The sequence below is a fragment of the Streptomyces guryensis genome (assembly GCF_021261325.1).
Taxonomy (GTDB): domain Bacteria; phylum Actinomycetota; class Actinomycetes; order Streptomycetales; family Streptomycetaceae; genus Streptomyces; species Streptomyces guryensis.
In genome coordinates, this window is record NZ_JAJSBI010000001.1 from 196,111 (window position 1) to 212,501 (window position 16,391).

General features: G+C 69.5%; 15 protein-coding genes, 1 tRNA gene and 1 pseudogene. 13 read left to right on the top strand and 4 right to left on the bottom strand.

Features of this window, described 5'->3' with window-relative positions; translation table 11 throughout:
- Positions 1-25: 25 nt before the first annotated feature.
- Together tatA and LJ657_RS00895 are read left to right on the top strand one after the other, a co-directional pair.
- Positions 26-328: a Sec-independent protein translocase subunit TatA gene (gene tatA, locus LJ657_RS00890; RefSeq protein ID WP_232646148.1), complete on the top strand. Its 303-nt coding sequence runs from the start codon at positions 26-28 to the stop codon at positions 326-328.
- Between the two features lie 166 nt (positions 329-494).
- Positions 495-2,213 (top strand): LCP family protein, encoded by a 1,719-nt coding sequence (locus LJ657_RS00895; protein WP_443735545.1) that lies wholly within the window; start codon positions 495-497, stop codon positions 2,211-2,213.
- A gap of 28 nt (positions 2,214-2,241) precedes the next feature.
- Here the strand turns inward: LJ657_RS00895 and LJ657_RS00900 are convergent, their stop codons facing one another.
- Complete coding sequence (locus LJ657_RS00900) at positions 2,242-2,640, bottom strand: winged helix-turn-helix transcriptional regulator (protein ID WP_232646150.1); 399 nt, start codon at positions 2,638-2,640, stop codon at positions 2,242-2,244.
- 211 nt (positions 2,641-2,851) lie between these two features.
- Positions 2,852-3,457 carry a TetR/AcrR family transcriptional regulator gene (locus tag LJ657_RS00905; RefSeq protein ID WP_232646151.1) on the bottom strand — a complete coding sequence of 202 codons (606 nt, stop codon included), beginning with the start codon at positions 3,455-3,457 and terminating at the stop codon, positions 2,852-2,854.
- 105 nt (positions 3,458-3,562) lie between these two features.
- Between LJ657_RS00905 and LJ657_RS00910 the strand changes: the two genes are divergently transcribed.
- Genes LJ657_RS00910 through LJ657_RS00920 form a run of 3 tightly spaced genes read left to right on the top strand, consistent with a single transcriptional unit; the run spans position 3,563 to position 6,311 of the window.
- On the top strand, positions 3,563-4,333 hold the full coding sequence (locus LJ657_RS00910) for an SDR family NAD(P)-dependent oxidoreductase (RefSeq protein WP_232646152.1): 771 nt from the start codon (positions 3,563-3,565) through the stop codon (positions 4,331-4,333).
- A 29-nt stretch (positions 4,334-4,362) separates the two neighbouring features.
- A complete protein-coding gene (locus LJ657_RS48855) occupies positions 4,363-5,829 on the top strand; it encodes an RHS repeat domain-containing protein (protein ID WP_372487784.1) in 1,467 nt (488 codons plus the stop codon).
- Between the two features lie 35 nt (positions 5,830-5,864).
- Entirely contained in the window at positions 5,865-6,311 is a 447-nt protein-coding gene (locus tag LJ657_RS00920; protein WP_232646153.1) for a hypothetical protein, read from the top strand.
- Positions 6,312-6,951: 640 nt separating this feature from the next.
- On the opposite strand, the gene LJ657_RS48490 is transcribed toward LJ657_RS00920, so the two are convergent.
- Positions 6,952-7,116, bottom strand: coding sequence for a hypothetical protein (locus tag LJ657_RS48490; protein WP_308116996.1), 165 nt, complete (start codon positions 7,114-7,116; stop codon positions 6,952-6,954).
- Position 7,117: 1 nt separating this feature from the next.
- Between LJ657_RS48490 and LJ657_RS48495 the strand changes: the two genes are divergently transcribed.
- Entirely contained in the window at positions 7,118-7,330 is a 213-nt protein-coding gene (locus tag LJ657_RS48495) for a hypothetical protein (RefSeq protein ID WP_308116997.1), read from the top strand.
- Between the two features lie 1,017 nt (positions 7,331-8,347).
- On the opposite strand, the gene LJ657_RS00930 is transcribed toward LJ657_RS48495, so the two are convergent.
- Positions 8,348-8,423: transfer RNA gene (locus LJ657_RS00930), tRNA-Arg, on the bottom strand.
- A 320-nt stretch (positions 8,424-8,743) separates the two neighbouring features.
- Here LJ657_RS00930 and LJ657_RS00935 point away from each other — a divergent pair.
- The 7 genes and pseudogenes from LJ657_RS00935 (at position 8,744) to LJ657_RS00965 (ending at position 16,270) form a co-directional block, all read left to right on the top strand.
- The gene (locus LJ657_RS00935) at positions 8,744-10,351 is read left to right on the top strand and encodes a dynamin family protein (protein WP_232646154.1); all 1,608 of its coding nucleotides are present in this window, start codon (positions 8,744-8,746) and stop codon (positions 10,349-10,351) included.
- Between the two features lie 153 nt (positions 10,352-10,504).
- Complete coding sequence (locus tag LJ657_RS00940; protein WP_372487797.1) at positions 10,505-12,244, top strand: YfjP family GTPase; 1,740 nt, start codon at positions 10,505-10,507, stop codon at positions 12,242-12,244.
- 273 nt (positions 12,245-12,517) lie between these two features.
- Entirely contained in the window at positions 12,518-12,994 is a 477-nt protein-coding gene (locus tag LJ657_RS00945; protein ID WP_232646156.1) for a single-stranded DNA-binding protein, read from the top strand.
- A 266-nt stretch (positions 12,995-13,260) separates the two neighbouring features.
- The gene (locus LJ657_RS00950) at positions 13,261-14,670 is read left to right on the top strand and encodes a Cys-Gln thioester bond-forming surface protein (protein WP_232646157.1); all 1,410 of its coding nucleotides are present in this window, start codon (positions 13,261-13,263) and stop codon (positions 14,668-14,670) included.
- A gap of 86 nt (positions 14,671-14,756) precedes the next feature.
- A complete protein-coding gene (locus LJ657_RS00955; protein ID WP_232646158.1) occupies positions 14,757-15,446 on the top strand; it encodes a phosphotransferase family protein in 690 nt (229 codons plus the stop codon).
- Between the two features lie 90 nt (positions 15,447-15,536).
- Positions 15,537-15,878 (top strand): annotated as a pseudogene (locus LJ657_RS00960) (hypothetical protein); the annotation flags it as partial.
- A gap of 95 nt (positions 15,879-15,973) precedes the next feature.
- Entirely contained in the window at positions 15,974-16,270 is a 297-nt protein-coding gene (locus tag LJ657_RS00965) for a zinc-ribbon domain-containing protein (protein ID WP_232646159.1), read from the top strand.
- The last annotated feature ends 121 nt before the right edge of the window (positions 16,271-16,391 follow it).

The following is a 16,391-nucleotide window of genomic DNA, read 5'->3' on the forward strand; positions in this document are numbered from 1 at the left end:
CGAGAAGTGAGAAGGGGTGGGCGGGATGCTCCGCAACGGACTGGAACCCTGGCACCTGCTGGTCCTGGCGATCGTCATCATCTTGCTGTTCGGCTCGAAGAAGCTGCCTGAGGCCGCCCGCGGGCTGGGCAAGTCCATGCGCATCCTCAAGAGCGAGGCGAAGGCCATGAAGGAGGACGGTGCCGGCCCGGCGTCCGCCGCCCAGGCCCCTGCCGCGCAGTCCGAGCCCGCGTCCTCGTCCGACGCGACGGCCGCCCGCGTCATCCAGTCCTCCCCGGGTGACGCCGCGTCGGCCCGTCCGGTGTCCGAGGACAGCACGGTTCGCTGAGCCGGGAGAGGCGTGCCGTTACGGCGCGCCGCCCCGGTGCAGGTGGGAGGTGTGACACAGCCCACCTGCGACGGGGATAACGCTTGCTATATTGCGCAATCAACCAACCCGAGGGGTGCGCCGTGGCGCCGTCGGTTGGCGTCGGCCACAGCGTAGGGAGTGGGAGTTGAGCGACCCCTGGGGCGGAAATCGTGGCCATGCGGCCACCCGAGATCGCACAGCAAACGTTCCGCGCCAGCGCGGGAACGATGACAGCCCGCCCCGCCCACCGCACGGAGGCCGGGCAGCCGCCCGGCAGGCGCAGCGCTCCCGGGGACGCGGCGCGGGGCGCCGGGCCAAGCCCGTCGCCCGGCGCCGACGGATCGCCCGCATAGCCCTGTTCACGGTGTCGGCGCTGATCCTGGTCACCGCCGGGGCCGGTGCCTGGCTGTACGAGCACCTGAACGGCAACATCAAGAGCGTCGCGATCGACGACGGTGCCGGCGGCCAGGAGAAGGCGGATGCCTTCGGGCGGACCCCGATCAACATCCTGGTGATCGGCTCCGACGGCCGGAACAACGCGGCCGACTGCAAACTGGGCGGCGGCTGCGGCTCGGCGAGTTCCACCGTCGGACACAACGCGGACGTGGAGATGGTGGTGCACGTCTCCGCCGACCGCTCCAACGCCACCGTGATGAGCGTCCCGCGCGACACCATGACCCACGTCCCCGCCTGCAAGGACCCGGACAGCAGCCAGGCGACGGCGGGCTACTACGGACAGATCAACAGCGCACTGCAGTACGGCGCGGCCTGCCAGGTCAAAACCATTCACCAGCTCACCGGCATCACCATCGACCACTTCGTGATGCTCGACTTCTCCGGTGTCGTGAAGATGTCCGACGCGGTGGGCGGCGTGTCGGTGTGCGTCAGTGACAACGTCTACGACACCTACTCCCACCTGAAGCTCGCCAAGGGCACCCACACCCTCCAGGGCGATGCGGCGCTGGAGTTCGTCCGCTCCCGGCACGGCTTCGGCGACGGCAGCGACCTGGGCCGTACCGTCTCCCAGCATCTCTTCCTCGGCGCCATGATCCGCAAGTTCAAGAGCGCGGGGACCCTGACCGACCCGGGCAAGGTCTACTCCCTGGCGGACGCCGCGACCAAGGCGCTGACCGTGGACACCGGCCTGGGCAGCGTCAGCAAGCTCGTGAGCCTGGCGACCGACCTGAACAAGGTCCCCTCCAAGCGGATGACGTTCACCACGATGCAGACCGCGGCCGACCCGACGGACGCCAACCGTGTCGTTCCCGCGGCCACCGCGAAGTCGCTGTTCGCGACCATCGAGAACGACCAGTCCCTGACGTCGGACAGCGGCAGGAAGAAGACGTCCTCGGCGTCCCCGTCCGCGTCGGCGGCGCCCACCGTGCCCGCCTCCGAGGTCGCCGTACAGGTCGAGAACGGCACCAGCACCGGCGGACGCGCCTCGGTGATCGCACAGGCCCTCCTCTCCAAGGGCTTCAGCCCGAACACCACCACGGGCAACGCCCCCGCGCAGTCGTCGAGGACGACGATCAGCTACGGCCCCGGTCAGAAGGCCGAGGCCCAGACGGCGGCCGCCGCCCTCGGCGTGCCCGCCTCGCACCTCACCCAGGGCGGCAGCAGCGGCGTGGTCCTCGTCATCGGCAGCGACTGGCCGAGCGGCACGGCGTACGGCTCCTCGGGCGGCTCGTCGGCCGCCCCCGCCGACACGCACGCCGCGGTCGCCGACGCGCACGCCCAGACCGCCGACAAGGCCAAGACCTGCGCGAAGGTCAGCCCCTACAAGACGGTGCAGATCAACGGGGTGCCGATGACGCCGGCCCAGGCGTACGCGGCGGCGCGCGGCAAGCCGGACTCCGCACCGTGACCGAGGCGGTGCGGGCCGTCCGGCCCGCTCAGTCGGAGTCGGGTCTCTGCTCCGCCACGGTGTCGTAGGCGGCGCGGGCCTCGGCGATGGCGGACCGGTGCCGCTCGGCCCAGCCCACCAGCCCGGTCAGCGAAGCGTGGAGCTCCGGGGCCATGGGAGTGAGGCTGTACTCGACCTTGGGCGGCACGGTCGGATACACGGTGCGGACGAGCAGTCCGTCCCGCTCCAGCCTGCGCAGGTTGAGGGTGAGCATCCGTCGGCTGATGCCCTTGATGGCGCGTTCGAGTTCGGTGAAGCGGACCGGGCCGTGGGCGGCGGCGATCAGGATCCCGATGCTCCACTTGCCCGCCACGCGGTCGAGCACCTCGGTGACCGGGCAGGCTTCGTCTCTCAGCGCTTCGGTGACACGGGTGTGACTGCGTGACATGGAAGTGCCCCCTTCCGTGCCCTCGCCGAGGTGCCGAAGGGCCTGGAGTCGGCGCGGGCGGTGGCGCTGCCGGTCGCCGGAGTGGCGGCACTGCGCTCGCTGCGGGCCGCCGGACCGCGTCCGCGGTGACCCGCTGACCGCGCGCGGCGCCGGTCACTGCCACGGCGGTGCCCCGTTCAGTCACGCACCGGTCCCCTCCCGACCCTCCCGACTATCCGGTTCGTCCCGTCGTGCGCAGATGCTCGATCCCGGTGTCGAGGGCTGCCTTGAGGTGGGACGAGTCGCCCGTGGACATCATGATGGTCACGCCTCCCTGGATGCCCGCCAGCAGCGCGGCGGCCGTCCGGTCCACATCGAGGCCCGACGGCACCAGGCCGTTTGCCTGAAGGGCGCGCATCCCGCGCGCGAGCTGCTCCTGCCACTGCCGCATCAGCCCCGCCACGATCGCCCGCGCGCCGGGGCCGGCCCGTCCCACCTGGAGGAACAGCGATCCCAACGGGCAGTGGTCGCCCTGCAGTTCGTAGCGTTCCACCACGGCGTCCCGCCACTGTCGCCACGACTCCCACGAGTCCAGCCGCCCCAGGTGTGGCTGCTGGTCCTCCAGTACCCGGTCCGCCTCGAACTGTGCCACCGCCAGCAGCAGTTGGTCCTTGCCGTCGGGGAAGTAGTGAAAGAGCTGGCTCTTGCTCGTGCCGGTGCGGCCACGGATGTCGTCGAGCGTGGTGAGGACGACGCCCTGCTCGCGCAGCACCTCGGCCGCACCCTCGACGATACGGGCCCGTGTGGCACGACCCTTCTCGGTCCGCGCGTTCGGCATCCGGCCTCCTCATCGCGAATTTCTGGACTTGCTGGTCCATTTTCCACGACGCACAGTGGTCTGCGCACGGCAAGACGTACGCGACCGCACAAGGGAGAACACGTCATGAGCGAACGACTGCGGAACAAGACGGCGTTGGTCACAGGGTCCACCAGCAACATTGGGCAGGCGATCGCCGAAGCGTTCGCCGCCGAAGGGGCTCACGTCATCGTCTCCGGGCGCAATCGGGAACGGGGAGCACAGGTCGTCGAACGGATCCGCGCATCCGGCGGCCGGGCCGACTTCCTGGCAGCGGACCTCGACGGAAGCGCGGAGAACTCCCAGGACCTGGCCGATCGCGCCCGGGAGACCTTGGGCGGGCGGATCGACATCCTCGTGAACAACGCCGGCATCTACCCGGCCCCCGCCACCACCGCCACGGACGAGAAGACGTTCGATGAGGTCTACGCAGTGAACGTGAAGGCCCCGTTCTTCCTCACCGCTGCCGTAGCGCCGGCCATGACGGAATCCGGTGGCGGGGTGATCATCAACCTCGGTTCGTGGATCGCCCGCCTGGGCATCCCTCTCGGCGCGCTCTACAGCTCTACCAAGGGAGCCATGGAGACACTCACCCGCGCATGGGCCGCTGAGTTCGGCCCGATGGGCATCCGCGTGAACGCCGTCTCCCCGGGCGTAGTCCTGTCCCCGGCCGCGGAGGACGGCGAGCCCCATCCGGGCGAGGTGATGATGAAGGGCACCCCGGCCGGGGAGGTCGGCACGCCGGACGCCATCGCGCATGCGGTGGTCTGGCTGGCCAGTGACGAAGCGGCCTTCGTGCACGGGACAGTGGTGGACGTCGACGGGGGCAGGACGGGTGTTGCCGTCATCGCCGCGTAGCGCACGCGTCCGGAGTTTCCGCACCTGTCGTGCCTACCGCACTCGCCGCCACCTCACGCCCTGGACCGACCGCCCAGCAGACCCTGGCCTGGAACACCGAGGGTGACCTGTCCAAGCTCACCGAAGGCACCAAGGAGACCAGCTACCTTTACGACGCAAACGGCGACCTGCTGATCCGCCGCGCCAAGGGAGACGGCGAAACCGTCCTCTACCTGGGCGCCGACACCGAACTCCACCTCACCACCAAGGGCACCACCAAGACCGCCTCCGGCACGCGCTCCTACACCGCCAACGGTCAGACCATCGCCGTCCGCACCGCGACGTCCGGGGTGTCGGGCACGAAGCTGAGTTTCCTGGCCGCCGACCAGCACGGCACCTCCAGCAACGCCCTCGACGCGAGCACGTATGCCGTCACCAAGCGCTACAGCACACCCTTCGGCGCCCCACGGGGCACCAAGCCGACGTCCTGGCCCGACGACAAGGCCTTCCTCGGCAAGCCGGCCGACGGTGCGACCGGCCTGACCCACGTGGGGGCTCGCGAATACGACCCCACCATCGGCCAGTTCATCAGCGTCGACCCGCTCCTGACTCTGGATCAACACCAGTCGCTCAACGGCTACTCCTACGCGAACAACACCCCGGTCACCAGCGCCGACCCCACCGGTTTGTGCGCGCAAGTGGATTGCCCCACCCGGCCCGGCCCTGGCTACGAAAACAACACACCCGGGACCATCCCTCACAAGCCGCGAAAATCGGCCAACACCATCTACAAGGAAGAAGGCCTGAGTTACAACGGCTCAGGAACGGCGTCCACGAGTAGCTCCGGCGACTCTGGCAGTGTCACTGTCACCCTCATAGCAGGACCGGGCGACGATTCGAATGCTACGCCCGATCGAAAAATCTATGCGATGGGTACTAACCCCGCATATGACCCCCAAGGAATCAAGGCAGCCGAAGAATCAGAGCGACAGGCTGCAGCAGACTTCTGGAATAACCTGCCATGTGCCAAGGGTGACGCCCACTGGCAATGTGAGGCGCGTAGGAGCTGGGGACGCACCATCTCCCTCTTTGGCCCCCTGATCGGCCTTCGGGCAGTCCCGGGTGTAGACGAGCCTAGCCTGGTCAAGGTTTATCGAGTCGACGGCGAAGGGAAATATGCCCGCATTAAGATCAAAAACGGGTATCCTCTCATTAAAAACGCAACCAAGCAGCCGATATTCCTCAACTTCGGAAATGAAAGTCGAGCTACCTCCTATCTAGCTAGGCGGGTCGATCAATACGGGGACGGCACTCATCGGCTAGTCACCTTCGAGGTCGACCGAGAGTACTTGAACTACCTGAGGAATAATGCGGTCCCGGAGCGCATGGCGAGAAGGTATCCTGACGGCCCTCTGGTAGTTGACAGGAAGTATTCGGATCAGTACGGCCTTCGTCCAGAGCAAACGAAGATGCTGTTCGATAATATAATCCCCGGAACGGCCAGAGAGGAGAACTAAGCCGTGCTTCCAGGCTCCGAAGGAAGGGGTGTGAGTTGGAATATCAGCTCAACGTATCCGTGACGGGAGGGAGGGAATCCCTGGTCCGTCTGGCTGAGGTGCTGGACGCGCTCAAGGAGTATCCTCCTGACGGAAAGCTCGACGAGGAGTCCGAAGCGTATTGGCGGACCAGGATACCTGGCTGGATGGTCGCGAATTTTGCCGACCAAATGAGTCCGCAAGAATCTCGGGCGTGGCTACGAAAATGGCGCCGAGCGTCGGTCGAAAATCGAAGCGAAATGGAAGATGCGGCAGGGTGGGAGCTACTGGATTGGCTCTATTGGTTCTCCCTCGGTAACGAATTCTGGCGCATCGGCGGATACTCTTTGCGTGATAGCGGAGAGATGGTAGTGACGCTTTCTGCCGCTAACGAACGCGTTCCGATGCAGGCGCTGGAATGGCTGATCGAGAAATGTGGCGCCAAAATAGCCTCGATCGGCTGAAGCGCCGATTCTCTACAGCTACGTAGGTAGTTTGTCCTTCGATAACCTCCTGGTAGGGGTGGCCCCGTTCGGGGGCCGCCCCGCCACCTGTACACGCGGCGCGCTGGTGGTGGCCCCAGCGGCCAGCCCCGGCCACCGTGTGGGCCTGGCCGTCCATGCCCCGGCAGGCGGCCGTCTCACCGCCCATGGCGGTCGTCGCCAAATGACCTGGGGTGTGCTCTCGGCTCGGTGGCGCTCGGACACCCGATTACGCCTACAGCATGTCGGGCCCCCACTGCTGACGCGAGCAGAACGGACCTCGGGCTCCCAGCGAACGCATACCTGTCGATGGATCTCGGGGGCGAGGTCGATCGCGGTGAGGACGTCCCGGCCCCGGCCGATCCGCTGGGATCCTCAGCGCAGTGGACGAACTCGTTAACCGGACAGGGATCGAGCTATGGGGAATGGCTCCCTTCGCGGGAAACGCGGACGACCCGATCTGGCAGACGGCGGACACTTCCACGTTCCTCATCTCAGACCAGCAGACCAGCGCGCTGCAGGCAGGCGTCGCCGCAGCGTTCGCGATTCCCGACGTCACCCGTCTCGCGGTCGGCACCTCCCACGTCGAGTACCTCGCTGAAGCTGTGGGAGGCTCGCGCCTTCAGGCTTCGCGCACTCCTGCCTCGCGCCTGGTCGTCGCGGCCCCGCGCTCCTCCCGCTTCGCGAACTCGACGGTCAGGAAGGCGTGGTGGAGGTCTTCACCGGCCGAGACGTTGACGAGGACGAGTTTGAGGAGATCGTCGATACGAAGGCCAGGCCCCCCCATCGTGGTCCTGGCCGACGACGCCGAGGCGCTGGACGACTGCGACGCCGAGGACGTCTTCAACCGCATCGACGAGCGTGGTACCGAGGGCCTCGCCGTTGTCCTTGCCGGTGACGAGGACGAGATCTGCGACGGTTTCTCCGGCTGGCAGGTCGATACGAAGAAGGCCCGCCGCGCATCCTGCTGTCGCCGCAGAAGTCCGGCTCAGGCGAGCTGATCGGCATCCGCGCCAACCGCAGTATGGTTGGCGGCCCCATCACGCTGGGCCAGGTCATGCTGCACGTGGGCAGCGGGCAGCATGTGACGGTTACGACGCCGATGTGATGGTGAGGAACGCGGGATGAGCGGGGGATCGGCCAAGCGGGGCCGAAAGAAGGCTGCCGGTGCGACGTTGTAGTGCGAGCATCGGCCGGGCAGGGTTGTCGCCGAGAAGCCTAGGCAAGGCGGTTTCAGCTGGGCCGTCGCCTGCCTGGTGCTGCTCGCTGCGCTGGCGCTCATCGTGCCGATCGGCGCGGCCGAGCAGGTGGGGGGCGATGAGGTGTGGGGTGAGCTCGCCCCGTTCTGGCCAGGCGGTGGTTATTCCTTCGCCGTCTGTGTCGGCGCCCTCGTACCGTTGTCCCTCGCCGCCCTCATCGCGCCACTGGCCCGGCTGAACTGGAAGAAGCGCAAGCTGCGTTCACTCGCCTGGGCCGCGGCCGCTCTGCCCGGGCTGGCCTCATTCCAGCTCCTGGCGGCCGTGATCACGGCAACCCTCCGGCCGAAGCACCGGGAGGACTGGGACGGTACAGCAAGGGCAATCCCTGCTGGATTCACGTGCACTACCCGTTCCTGTGGGCCGTGTGCCTGCTCGCCACCCTCGTCGGCGTGGCCCTGCTGATCACCCTGCGCGGCCGCTCCGCATGCCCGAAGTGCCCAAGCCCGGGTCCAGCGACCTGGAGCCCTTCATGCACAGCTGGAGTCCGTACGGCCCTTACCGCAGGTGAGCCGGCGTCAGGGTCGCGTCCCACGGACCAGCCATGTTCTGGGTGCCCACCTGGGACTCGAACCTGCGGCGCGGCCTCCGGCGGACAATTCCCGGATCAGGTGCTTTGGCCCGCGATTCTTCCGATTAAAGCGAGAGGCCGGGGCAGTGTGTGCGCCATGTTCCCCCAGGGGCACACGTACGAGAGCCTCGCTGGCAGGGGATACTCGCCCGCTGACCTGCGGCGATGCCCAGGCAGGGCTGACCACAGGTTGGCGCCCCCGGCAGGACTCGAACCTGCGGCCAAGCGCTTAGAAGGCGCCTGCTCTATCCACTGAGCTACGGGGGCCGGTGTGTGGCCGCTGTCGTGGGTGCCCCGGTGTGGGCTGATCCGTGACGTTGCCGGGGACAAGGATAGGGCTCCCGTGTCCTTGTCCCTGTTGCTTCGCCTCCGTGGCTCGATGTGGAGGTTCGGTGAAGCGGTCCTGATAATCGCAGGCAGGTACGAATCGTGCACCGCTTTTGGGCTCTCGCGCACCGGGTGTTGTGCACTCGTTATGCCTGGACTGTGCCCGTGTCCCAGTCGTCCCTTCCGTCCCTTGTGTCCTATCGGCGCGCAGACATGCTCATATGCTTCAGAATTCCCCTAAAATCGGGCATTCTCCGCATGTGGTGACCTTGGACGTACGGCCTCAGTTGCTCGACGCACTCTCCGCCCTGCGCGACAGTGTCGCCGCCGCACGCTTCCCGCTGCCCCTGGCCGGGGCTCCACGCGCGCGTGCCAACCGCGACGAACTGCTCGCGCAGCTCGACGACTACTTGGTGCCCCGCTTGCGGGAGCCCGAAGCGCCCTTGCTGGCCGTCGTGGGCGGATCGACGGGAGCCGGCAAGTCGACTCTCGTCAACTCCCTCGTGGGGCGCCGGGTCAGCGAGGCGGGCGTGCTGCGGCCGACCACGCGGACACCGGTGCTGGTGTGCCACCCGGAGGACCATCACTGGTTCAGCGGGATGCGCGTGCTGCCCGACCTCACGCGCGTGTGGGTTCCCCATCAGGACGCCGGGGAGGACCTGTTGCTCCCCGGCGAGGACCCCGCGCGCGTGCTGCGCGTCGAGACCGCCGACACGATGCCGCGAGGGCTCGCCCTCCTCGACGCCCCCGACATCGACTCCCTGATCGCCGACAACCGCGTCCTGGCCGCCGAACTCGTCTGCGCGGCCGACATCTGGGTGATGGTCACCACGGCAGCCCGCTACGCCGACGCCGTCCCCTGGCATCTGCTGCGCACCGCGAAGGAGTACGACGCCACCCTCGTGACGGTGCTCGACCGAGTGCCGCACCAGGTCGTCTCCGAGGTGTCCCGGCAGTACGGCGCACTGCTCACCAAGGCCGGGCTCGGCGACGTGCCGCGCTTCACCGTGCCCGAACTGCCCGAGTCCGCCTGGGGAAGCGGGCTGCTGCCGGCCACCGCCGTGGCGTCGCTGCGGACCTGGCTCGTGCACCTGGCGCAGGACCCGGCCGCCCGGCAGCAGGCCATGGCCCGCACCGCGAACGGGATGCTCGACTCCCTCAAGACCCGGCTGCCCGAACTGGCCGGCGCCGCAGCCGCCCAGTACGCGGCCGCGCTGCGGCTCACCAACGCCGTCGAGGGGGCGTACGACAGCGAGCACGCGCGCGTGCGGGGGAGGCTGCAGGCCGGTGCCGTACTCGCCGGAGACGCCCTCAAACGGTGGCGCGCGTTCCCCCTGGACTGCTCCGCCGGTGAGCTGCTGGACGCGCTCGTGGAGAGTCTGGCCACGCTCCTGCTGTGCGCCGTCACCGCCGCCGACGAGCGCATCCGGGAGGCCTGGGGCCGCGAACCCGCCGCGCTCGCCCCCGAGCTGACGGAGCACGAACCGGCCCTGGAGAGCGCCGAGGACCGTATCGGGATGGCCGTACGGCGATGGCGGCGCGAGCTGGAGGAGTACGCCGAGGAAGAGGTCCGCGACCTCGACCGCAACGTCGCGCCGGACCCCGAGGTCGTCGCCGTCCTCGTCACCACCGCGCTGCTGGGCGGCCGCCGGGCACGTTCGGCCGGCGAAGGGCTCGCCGAGCGGATCGGCGCGCACGGGGCGCTGCGGCTGCGCGACCGGGGCGGACGGCTGCTCACCGAGCACCTCGACCGGGTCATGCACACCGAACGCGAGCGCCGTCTCGCACCGCTCGACGCACTCGAGATCCACCCCGAACCCCAGGCCGAACTCATCGCCGCGCTGTCCGTACTGCAGAAGGAGAGGTGACCGGTGACTGCCGTCACTGACGAGGACCACACGGGCCGGGCCGAGCACCCAGAAGAGAGCGCCAAGGGCCTCCCCGGAGCAGACGGAGCTGCGAAGCATGAGCCCGTCGAGCGGGAGGCAGGCGTACGTGACAAGGGCGGCCACGCGCGCATTGTGGACGGCGCCACCACCCGTCGTACGGACTCCACGAGCGCCTGGGACGACGGGCTGATCGCGCGCCGCGCGACCGAGGAGAACACGGGGTCCGAGCACGTCCCCGTCGTGGAGACGCGGGCGCTCAGCGTCCAGCCGGCGGTCCCGCTCACCTACGACCGTCCGCTGCGGTCGCGGCTCGACGCGCTGCGGGAACTCGTGGGCCTCTCCCGCACCCGGCTCGACGGCCAGACGCTCGCCGAGGCCGGCCGGGTGCTCGACGAGTCGGCCGCGCGGCGCAGGCTCTCCGGGCAGCACACCGTCGTCGCCATCGCGGGCGCGACCGGCAGCGGGAAGTCGCAGCTGTTCAACGCGCTGGCCGGGGTCCCCATTTCGGAGACCGGCGTACGGCGGCCCACCACGGCGACCCCCATCGCGTGCAGCTGGAGCGACGGCGCGGCGAGCCTCATCGAGCGGCTCGGCATCCCGCCCCGGCTGCGGCGGCGCCCGCTGCAGAACCCCGAGACGGAGGCGCAGCTGCGCGGGCTGGTCCTGGTCGACCTGCCCGACCACGACTCGGCGGCCGTGCAGCACCGCGAACAGGTGGACCGGGTCCTGGCCCTGGTCGACGCCGTCATCTGGGTCGTGGACCCCGAGAAGTACGCGGACGCCATCCTCCACGAGCGCTATCTGCGGCCCATGGCGGGGCACGCGGAGGTCATGTTCGTCGTCCTCAACCAGACCGACCGGCTGCCCGGCGAGGCCACCCACCAGGTCCTCGACGACCTGCGGCGGCTGCTCGACGAGGACGGGATCGCGCTCGGCGAGTACGGAGATCCCGGCGCCACCGTGCTCGCGCTGTCCGCGCTCACCGGGGACGGCGTCGGTGAACTGCGTGAGGCACTTGGGCAGTTCGTGGCGGAACGCGGCGCACCGGCGCGGCGAATTTCGGCCGATCTCGACGCGGCCGCGGCGGAGCTGCGGCCCCTCTACGCCGCCCGGCGGCGGACCGGGATGAGCGAGGAGGCGCGGGACGAGTTCTCCGCCCGGCTCGCGGACGCGGTGGGGGCCTCCGCCGCCGGCGAGGCGGCCGAGCGCGCCTGGCTGCGCAACGCCAACCGCGCCTGCGGAACGCCCTGGCTGCGGCTGTGGCGCTGGTACCGGGACCGGTCCGAACCGACCACCGGGCGGGTGCCGTTGCCGACTCAGACGGACGAGGAGGTCACGGCACGCCAGCGCGTCGAGCAGGCGGTACGGACACTCGCCGACCGCGCCTCGACCGGGCTGCCCGCGCCCTGGGCACAGGCGGTGCGCGAGGCGGCCGTACGCGGCTCCCACGGGCTGCCCGAGGCGCTCGACGAACTGGCGGTACGGGCGGGTCTGCCGCCGGGCCGGCCACCACGGCCGGGCTGGTGGCCGCTGGCCGTCATGGCCCAGGTCTCCATGACGATCCTTCAGGTCGTGGGCGGACTGTGGCTGCTGGGGCAGATCATCGGGTTCATGGCACCCAACCTGGGGGTGCCGGTGCTGCTGATGGCGGCCGGCATCATCGGCGGCCCGATCGTCGAGTGGAGCTGCCGGATGGCGGCGCGGGGACCGGCCCGGCGCTACGGCACCGACGCGGAACGGCGATTGCGGGAGGCGGCCGCCGGGTGCGGCCGGGCCCGGGTGCTGGATCCGGTGGCGGCGGAGCTGCTGCGCTACCGGGAGGTGCGGGAGCAGTACGGGCGGGTGACGGGGGTGAAGACCGGGCTCCGGTGACACCCGGACGAGGCGGTGGGCCCCGGAGGGTGACGGTGAGCCTTTCTGTAGATGATCACTCGTCGGGGTCGTCCTGGCCTCACTCGTCCGGGTGACGGAGTTCTCCACAGCCGGGGGACGGTCCACAGTGCTCAGCGGGCTCGGCCCGACGGAGGCAGTCTGGCGGTGCGGCGATCGCGAGGGACGCGGTCGCCGCGGCAGACGCAGCCGTACGGGACGGGCCCGTAGGCATGTCCGTCCGGCCCCGCCGGCCGGGCGAGGGAGGGGGTCGTGATGAACGAGACGATCATCTGCGCCGTGGGGAACGTGGCGACGAAGCCGGCGTTCCGGGATCTGGCGTCGGGGCCGTCGGCACGCTTCCGGCTCGCGGTGACCACGCGCTATCTGGACCGCGAGAAGAACGAGTGGACCGACGGCCACACCAACTTCTTCACGGTGTGGGCCAGGCGGCAGCTGGCCACGAACGTGACGGCGTCGCTCGACGTGGGTGATCCCGTCATCGTGCAGGGCAGGCTCAAGGTGCGTTCGGAACCGCGCGAGGGGCAGAACTGGACCTCGGCGGACCTTGAGGCGGTGGCGATCGGCCACGACCTCACACGTGGGACCTCGGCCTTCCGGCGGCCGGGCAGGGCGGAAACGGATACCGCCGCCGCGGCGCCCCAGCAGCCCGAGCCCGACTGGGAGACTCCGCCCGGCGTTTCAGGGGGCACATCGGCCCAACGGGAGCCGGAACCAGCTGCGGTGACGTGATGTCAGACCGTGCCCCGAGCTGACCGTACTGCGGCTTATCGGCGAATGCGTTCCGAACAGTCCGGTGGATTTGTCGATAAGCCCTGCTCATGGGCCGTCTGGCGATAACGATTCCGAGTCGGATCGCTTGTCCGACGGTATGACCGGCGGGCAGGGTGCGCCGCGTCCTTAGGATGCCGGGCATAGCTCTCGGCGCTCTCGGGGCTTCTGATTCTGCTGGTGGGACCGCACCCCCACGTCAATGGGTCCTGCTCGAAGGGAATTTGGTGTCTTCTTCTTTCTCCGCGCTGTCCGTACGCAGGCGAGGGGCCGTGCGTCTCGCCTGCGCGACGCTGGTGTCCGGTCTCGTGGCCCTCGGGGTGCTCACCGGAGCCGGCACGGCCACCGCGGAGGAGACGACACAGAGCCAGGGCGGGGCGACCGCCACCATGGGCGGCCTGAAGACGTACGGCACCGCCGTGATCCATGAGAACACCGGGGACCAGCAGGTCTCGGCAGGCCTCTTCGAGATGTCCGTGGACGGCGGCGGCACCCTGCAGACGTACTGCGTCGACATCCACAACCCCACCCAGCGGGACGCCAAGTACCACGAGACCGCCTGGAGCGGCACCTCGCTGGGCGCCAACAAGAGCGCCGGGAAGATCCGCTGGATCCTGCAGCACTCCTATCCGCAGGTCAACGACCTCGCGACGCTCGCGGCGAAGGCGGGTGTCAAGGGCGGCCTGACCGAGCAGGACGCGGCGGCCGGGACCCAGGTGGCCATCTGGCGCTACTCGGACCACGCCGACGTCGACGCCGTCGGCCCGCAGGCCGAGAAGCTCGCGGACTATCTGCAGAAGAGCGCGCTCGACGTGGCGGAGCCCGAGGCGTCGCTGACGCTGGATCCGCCCGCGGTCTCCGGCCACCCCGGCGAGCTGCTCGGTCCGGTGACCGTGCACACCAACGCGACCGGCGTGACCGTGACACCCCCGGCGGACGCGGCCACCAGCGGGGTGCGGATCGTCGGCAAGAACGGCAAGCCCCTCACCTCCGCGGCCGACGGCAGCCAGGTCTTCTTCGACGTCCCCGAGGGCGCGGCCACCGGCTCGGCCGACATCACCGTGCAGGCCTCGACCACCGTGCCGGTGGGCCGCGCCTTCGCCTCCGAGACCCGCAGCCAGACGCAGATCCTGGCCGGCTCCAGCGAGTCGACGGTCTCGGCGACGGCCAGTGCGACCTGGGCGAAGAAGGGCGCCATACCGGCCCTGTCCGCCATGGAGAACTGCGCCAGGAGGGGTGTGGACATCACCGCTGCCAACCAGGGCGACGAGACGTTCACCTTCGAGCTGATGGGAATCGAGCACGGCATCCCGGCGGGGGAGACCCGCACGGTGACGATCCCCCTGCAGGAGGACCAGCCCTACGACTTCACGATCACGGGACCCGGTGGCCTCCAGAAGCGTTTCACCGGCATCCTCGACTGCAGGACGCACGACGCCGAGAGCGGCAACGCGATCCAGGTCCTGAGCGAACCCAGCCCCGCGACGGTGGGCGGCACGGCGGACGACACCAACCTCGCCGCAACCGGCGGCACCAGCACGACCCCGCTGATCGCGGGTATCGCCATCGCCCTGGTGGTGATCGGCGGCGCGGCCCTGGTGCTCGTAGGAAAGAAGGACGCACCGACGCAGGACTGAGCCCCCGGAGGAACCGGTGTCCCGGCATGGCGCCCCGCGATGACGAGGAAGTCCCCCTGACAGGGGGACGCGTCACGGAAGGGGTGGTGAGGGTCGGGGACACCGTGCGCCGGCCCGCGACGGAGTCCTCCGCCTTCACCGGCGCCCTGCTCACCCACCTCGAGCGGTACGGCTTCACCGGCGCACCCCGCCACCTCGGCGCCGACGAGAAGGGGCGCGACGTGCTCACGTACCTCCCCGGACGGGTGCCGTCCCGCTTCCGGCGCTGGACGGACCCGCAGATCACCGCGGCCGGCACCCTGCTGCGCGAGCTGCACGAGGCCACCCGCGCCAGCGATCTCACCGGCATGGCCTCTGTGGTGTGCCACCACGACCCAGGCCCCAACAACGTCGTCTTCGGCTTCCACGACGACCTGCCCGCCGCGTTCATCGACTTCGACACCGCAGCGCCCGGCGACCCGCTCGAAGACCTGGGCTACATGGCCTGGACATGGTGCGTCTCGTCACGCCCCGACCGAGGACCGGTCTGCATCCAGGCAGCCCAGGTACGGCTGCTCGCCGACGCCTACGGCCTCGCCCCGCCGAGCGGTCCGGTCCTGATCGACGCGATGCTGGACCGCCAGGCCCGCAACGCCCGCTGGTGGCACGGCTACCTCGACCGCCCCGGGCCGCACCGCGCGGACCAAGACCAGGTCGCCGCTCGCATCGCCTGGTCCTGGCGCGAGCACGACTACACGGCGGCGCACCGCGCCGAGTTCGCCGCGGCCCTGCGCTGAACGGATCCGCCGCCTCCCCAACTCGCGCCTCTCCAGGACGTGTTCGTCCATACGCATGGAGCCCCGCGCACTGACGGCCAGGATGGGCCCATGACGAAGCCATCCGTACCGCCGGCGCGGCACACCTCCTCGGGCTCGGTGCTGTCCCTGTGGTCGCAGGACTCGGTACTGTCGATCGGTTCGGTGGGGTCGGTGCTGTCCATCGGGTCCGTCGGCTCGGCCCTGTCCGTGGCCTCGATCGGGAGCGCGCTCTCCGTCGGATCGATCGGTTCGGCGCTGTCGCTGATCTCGGCCGGATCATGGCTGAGCACGGGGTCACTGCTGTCCGCACAGTCCCGGTGGTCGGTCCTGTCCTGGCGTTCCTCGCGCACCTTCCGGTCGGCCGGGGTGGTGGGCGCGGCGGCCGTGACTGCCCTGCTGCTGACCCAACGGCTCCCGAGGGTGAACGGCGACGACAAATCTGCGAGAAGATCGCGGTCAGCGTCTCCCACCCCGCGGCAGACACCGACCCGAGAAGGGCCGACCCCGTGATCATCTTTGGCACCAAGGGATACCTGTACCAGCTCGCGATACTGACGCTGGTGTGCGGAGGGTGCGGCAACCCTGCCGCACACACACTCAGGAAGCGCGTCACCAAATTCACGCTGTTCTTCGTGCCGCTCTTCCCCGTCTCGACGAGGTACGCCACGCAGTGCACCTTCTGTGGCACGGAACAGAAGCTGACCAAGGAACAGGCCGAGCAGCTCCAGACACAGGCCACCGGCGCTCCCGGCGGCCAGGCATACGGGCAGCCGCAGCAGCCGCACCAGCACCCCGGAGCCTGAGCAGCCGCCGACACCGGCAGCGAAACCCCAGGTCACAGCCCCCCAGCCATATGGGTTACCACCCAAGGCTGGACCTCAGGCAAGATGGGGTGTATCTGCCCACTGCCAGATTTCAAGCTGC

What these genes read in the sequence shown, in the direction of transcription:
- LJ657_RS00900 (WP_232646150.1), bottom strand. Translation starts at nt 2,640, where the DNA reads ATGTCACGCAGTCACACCCGTGTCACCGAAGCGCTGAGAGACGAAGCC.
- LJ657_RS48490 (WP_308116996.1), bottom strand. Translation starts at nt 7,116, where the DNA reads ATGGGGGGGCCTGGCCTTCGTATCGACGATCTCCTCAAACTCGTCCTC.
- LJ657_RS00905 (WP_232646151.1), bottom strand. Translation starts at nt 3,457, where the DNA reads ATGCCGAACGCGCGGACCGAGAAGGGTCGTGCCACACGGGCCCGTATC.
- LJ657_RS00945 (WP_232646156.1), top strand. Translation starts at nt 12,518, where the DNA reads ATGAACGAGACGATCATCTGCGCCGTGGGGAACGTGGCGACGAAGCCG.
- LJ657_RS00910 (WP_232646152.1), top strand. Translation starts at nt 3,563, where the DNA reads ATGAGCGAACGACTGCGGAACAAGACGGCGTTGGTCACAGGGTCCACC.
- tatA (WP_232646148.1), top strand. Translation starts at nt 26, where the DNA reads ATGCTCCGCAACGGACTGGAACCCTGGCACCTGCTGGTCCTGGCGATC.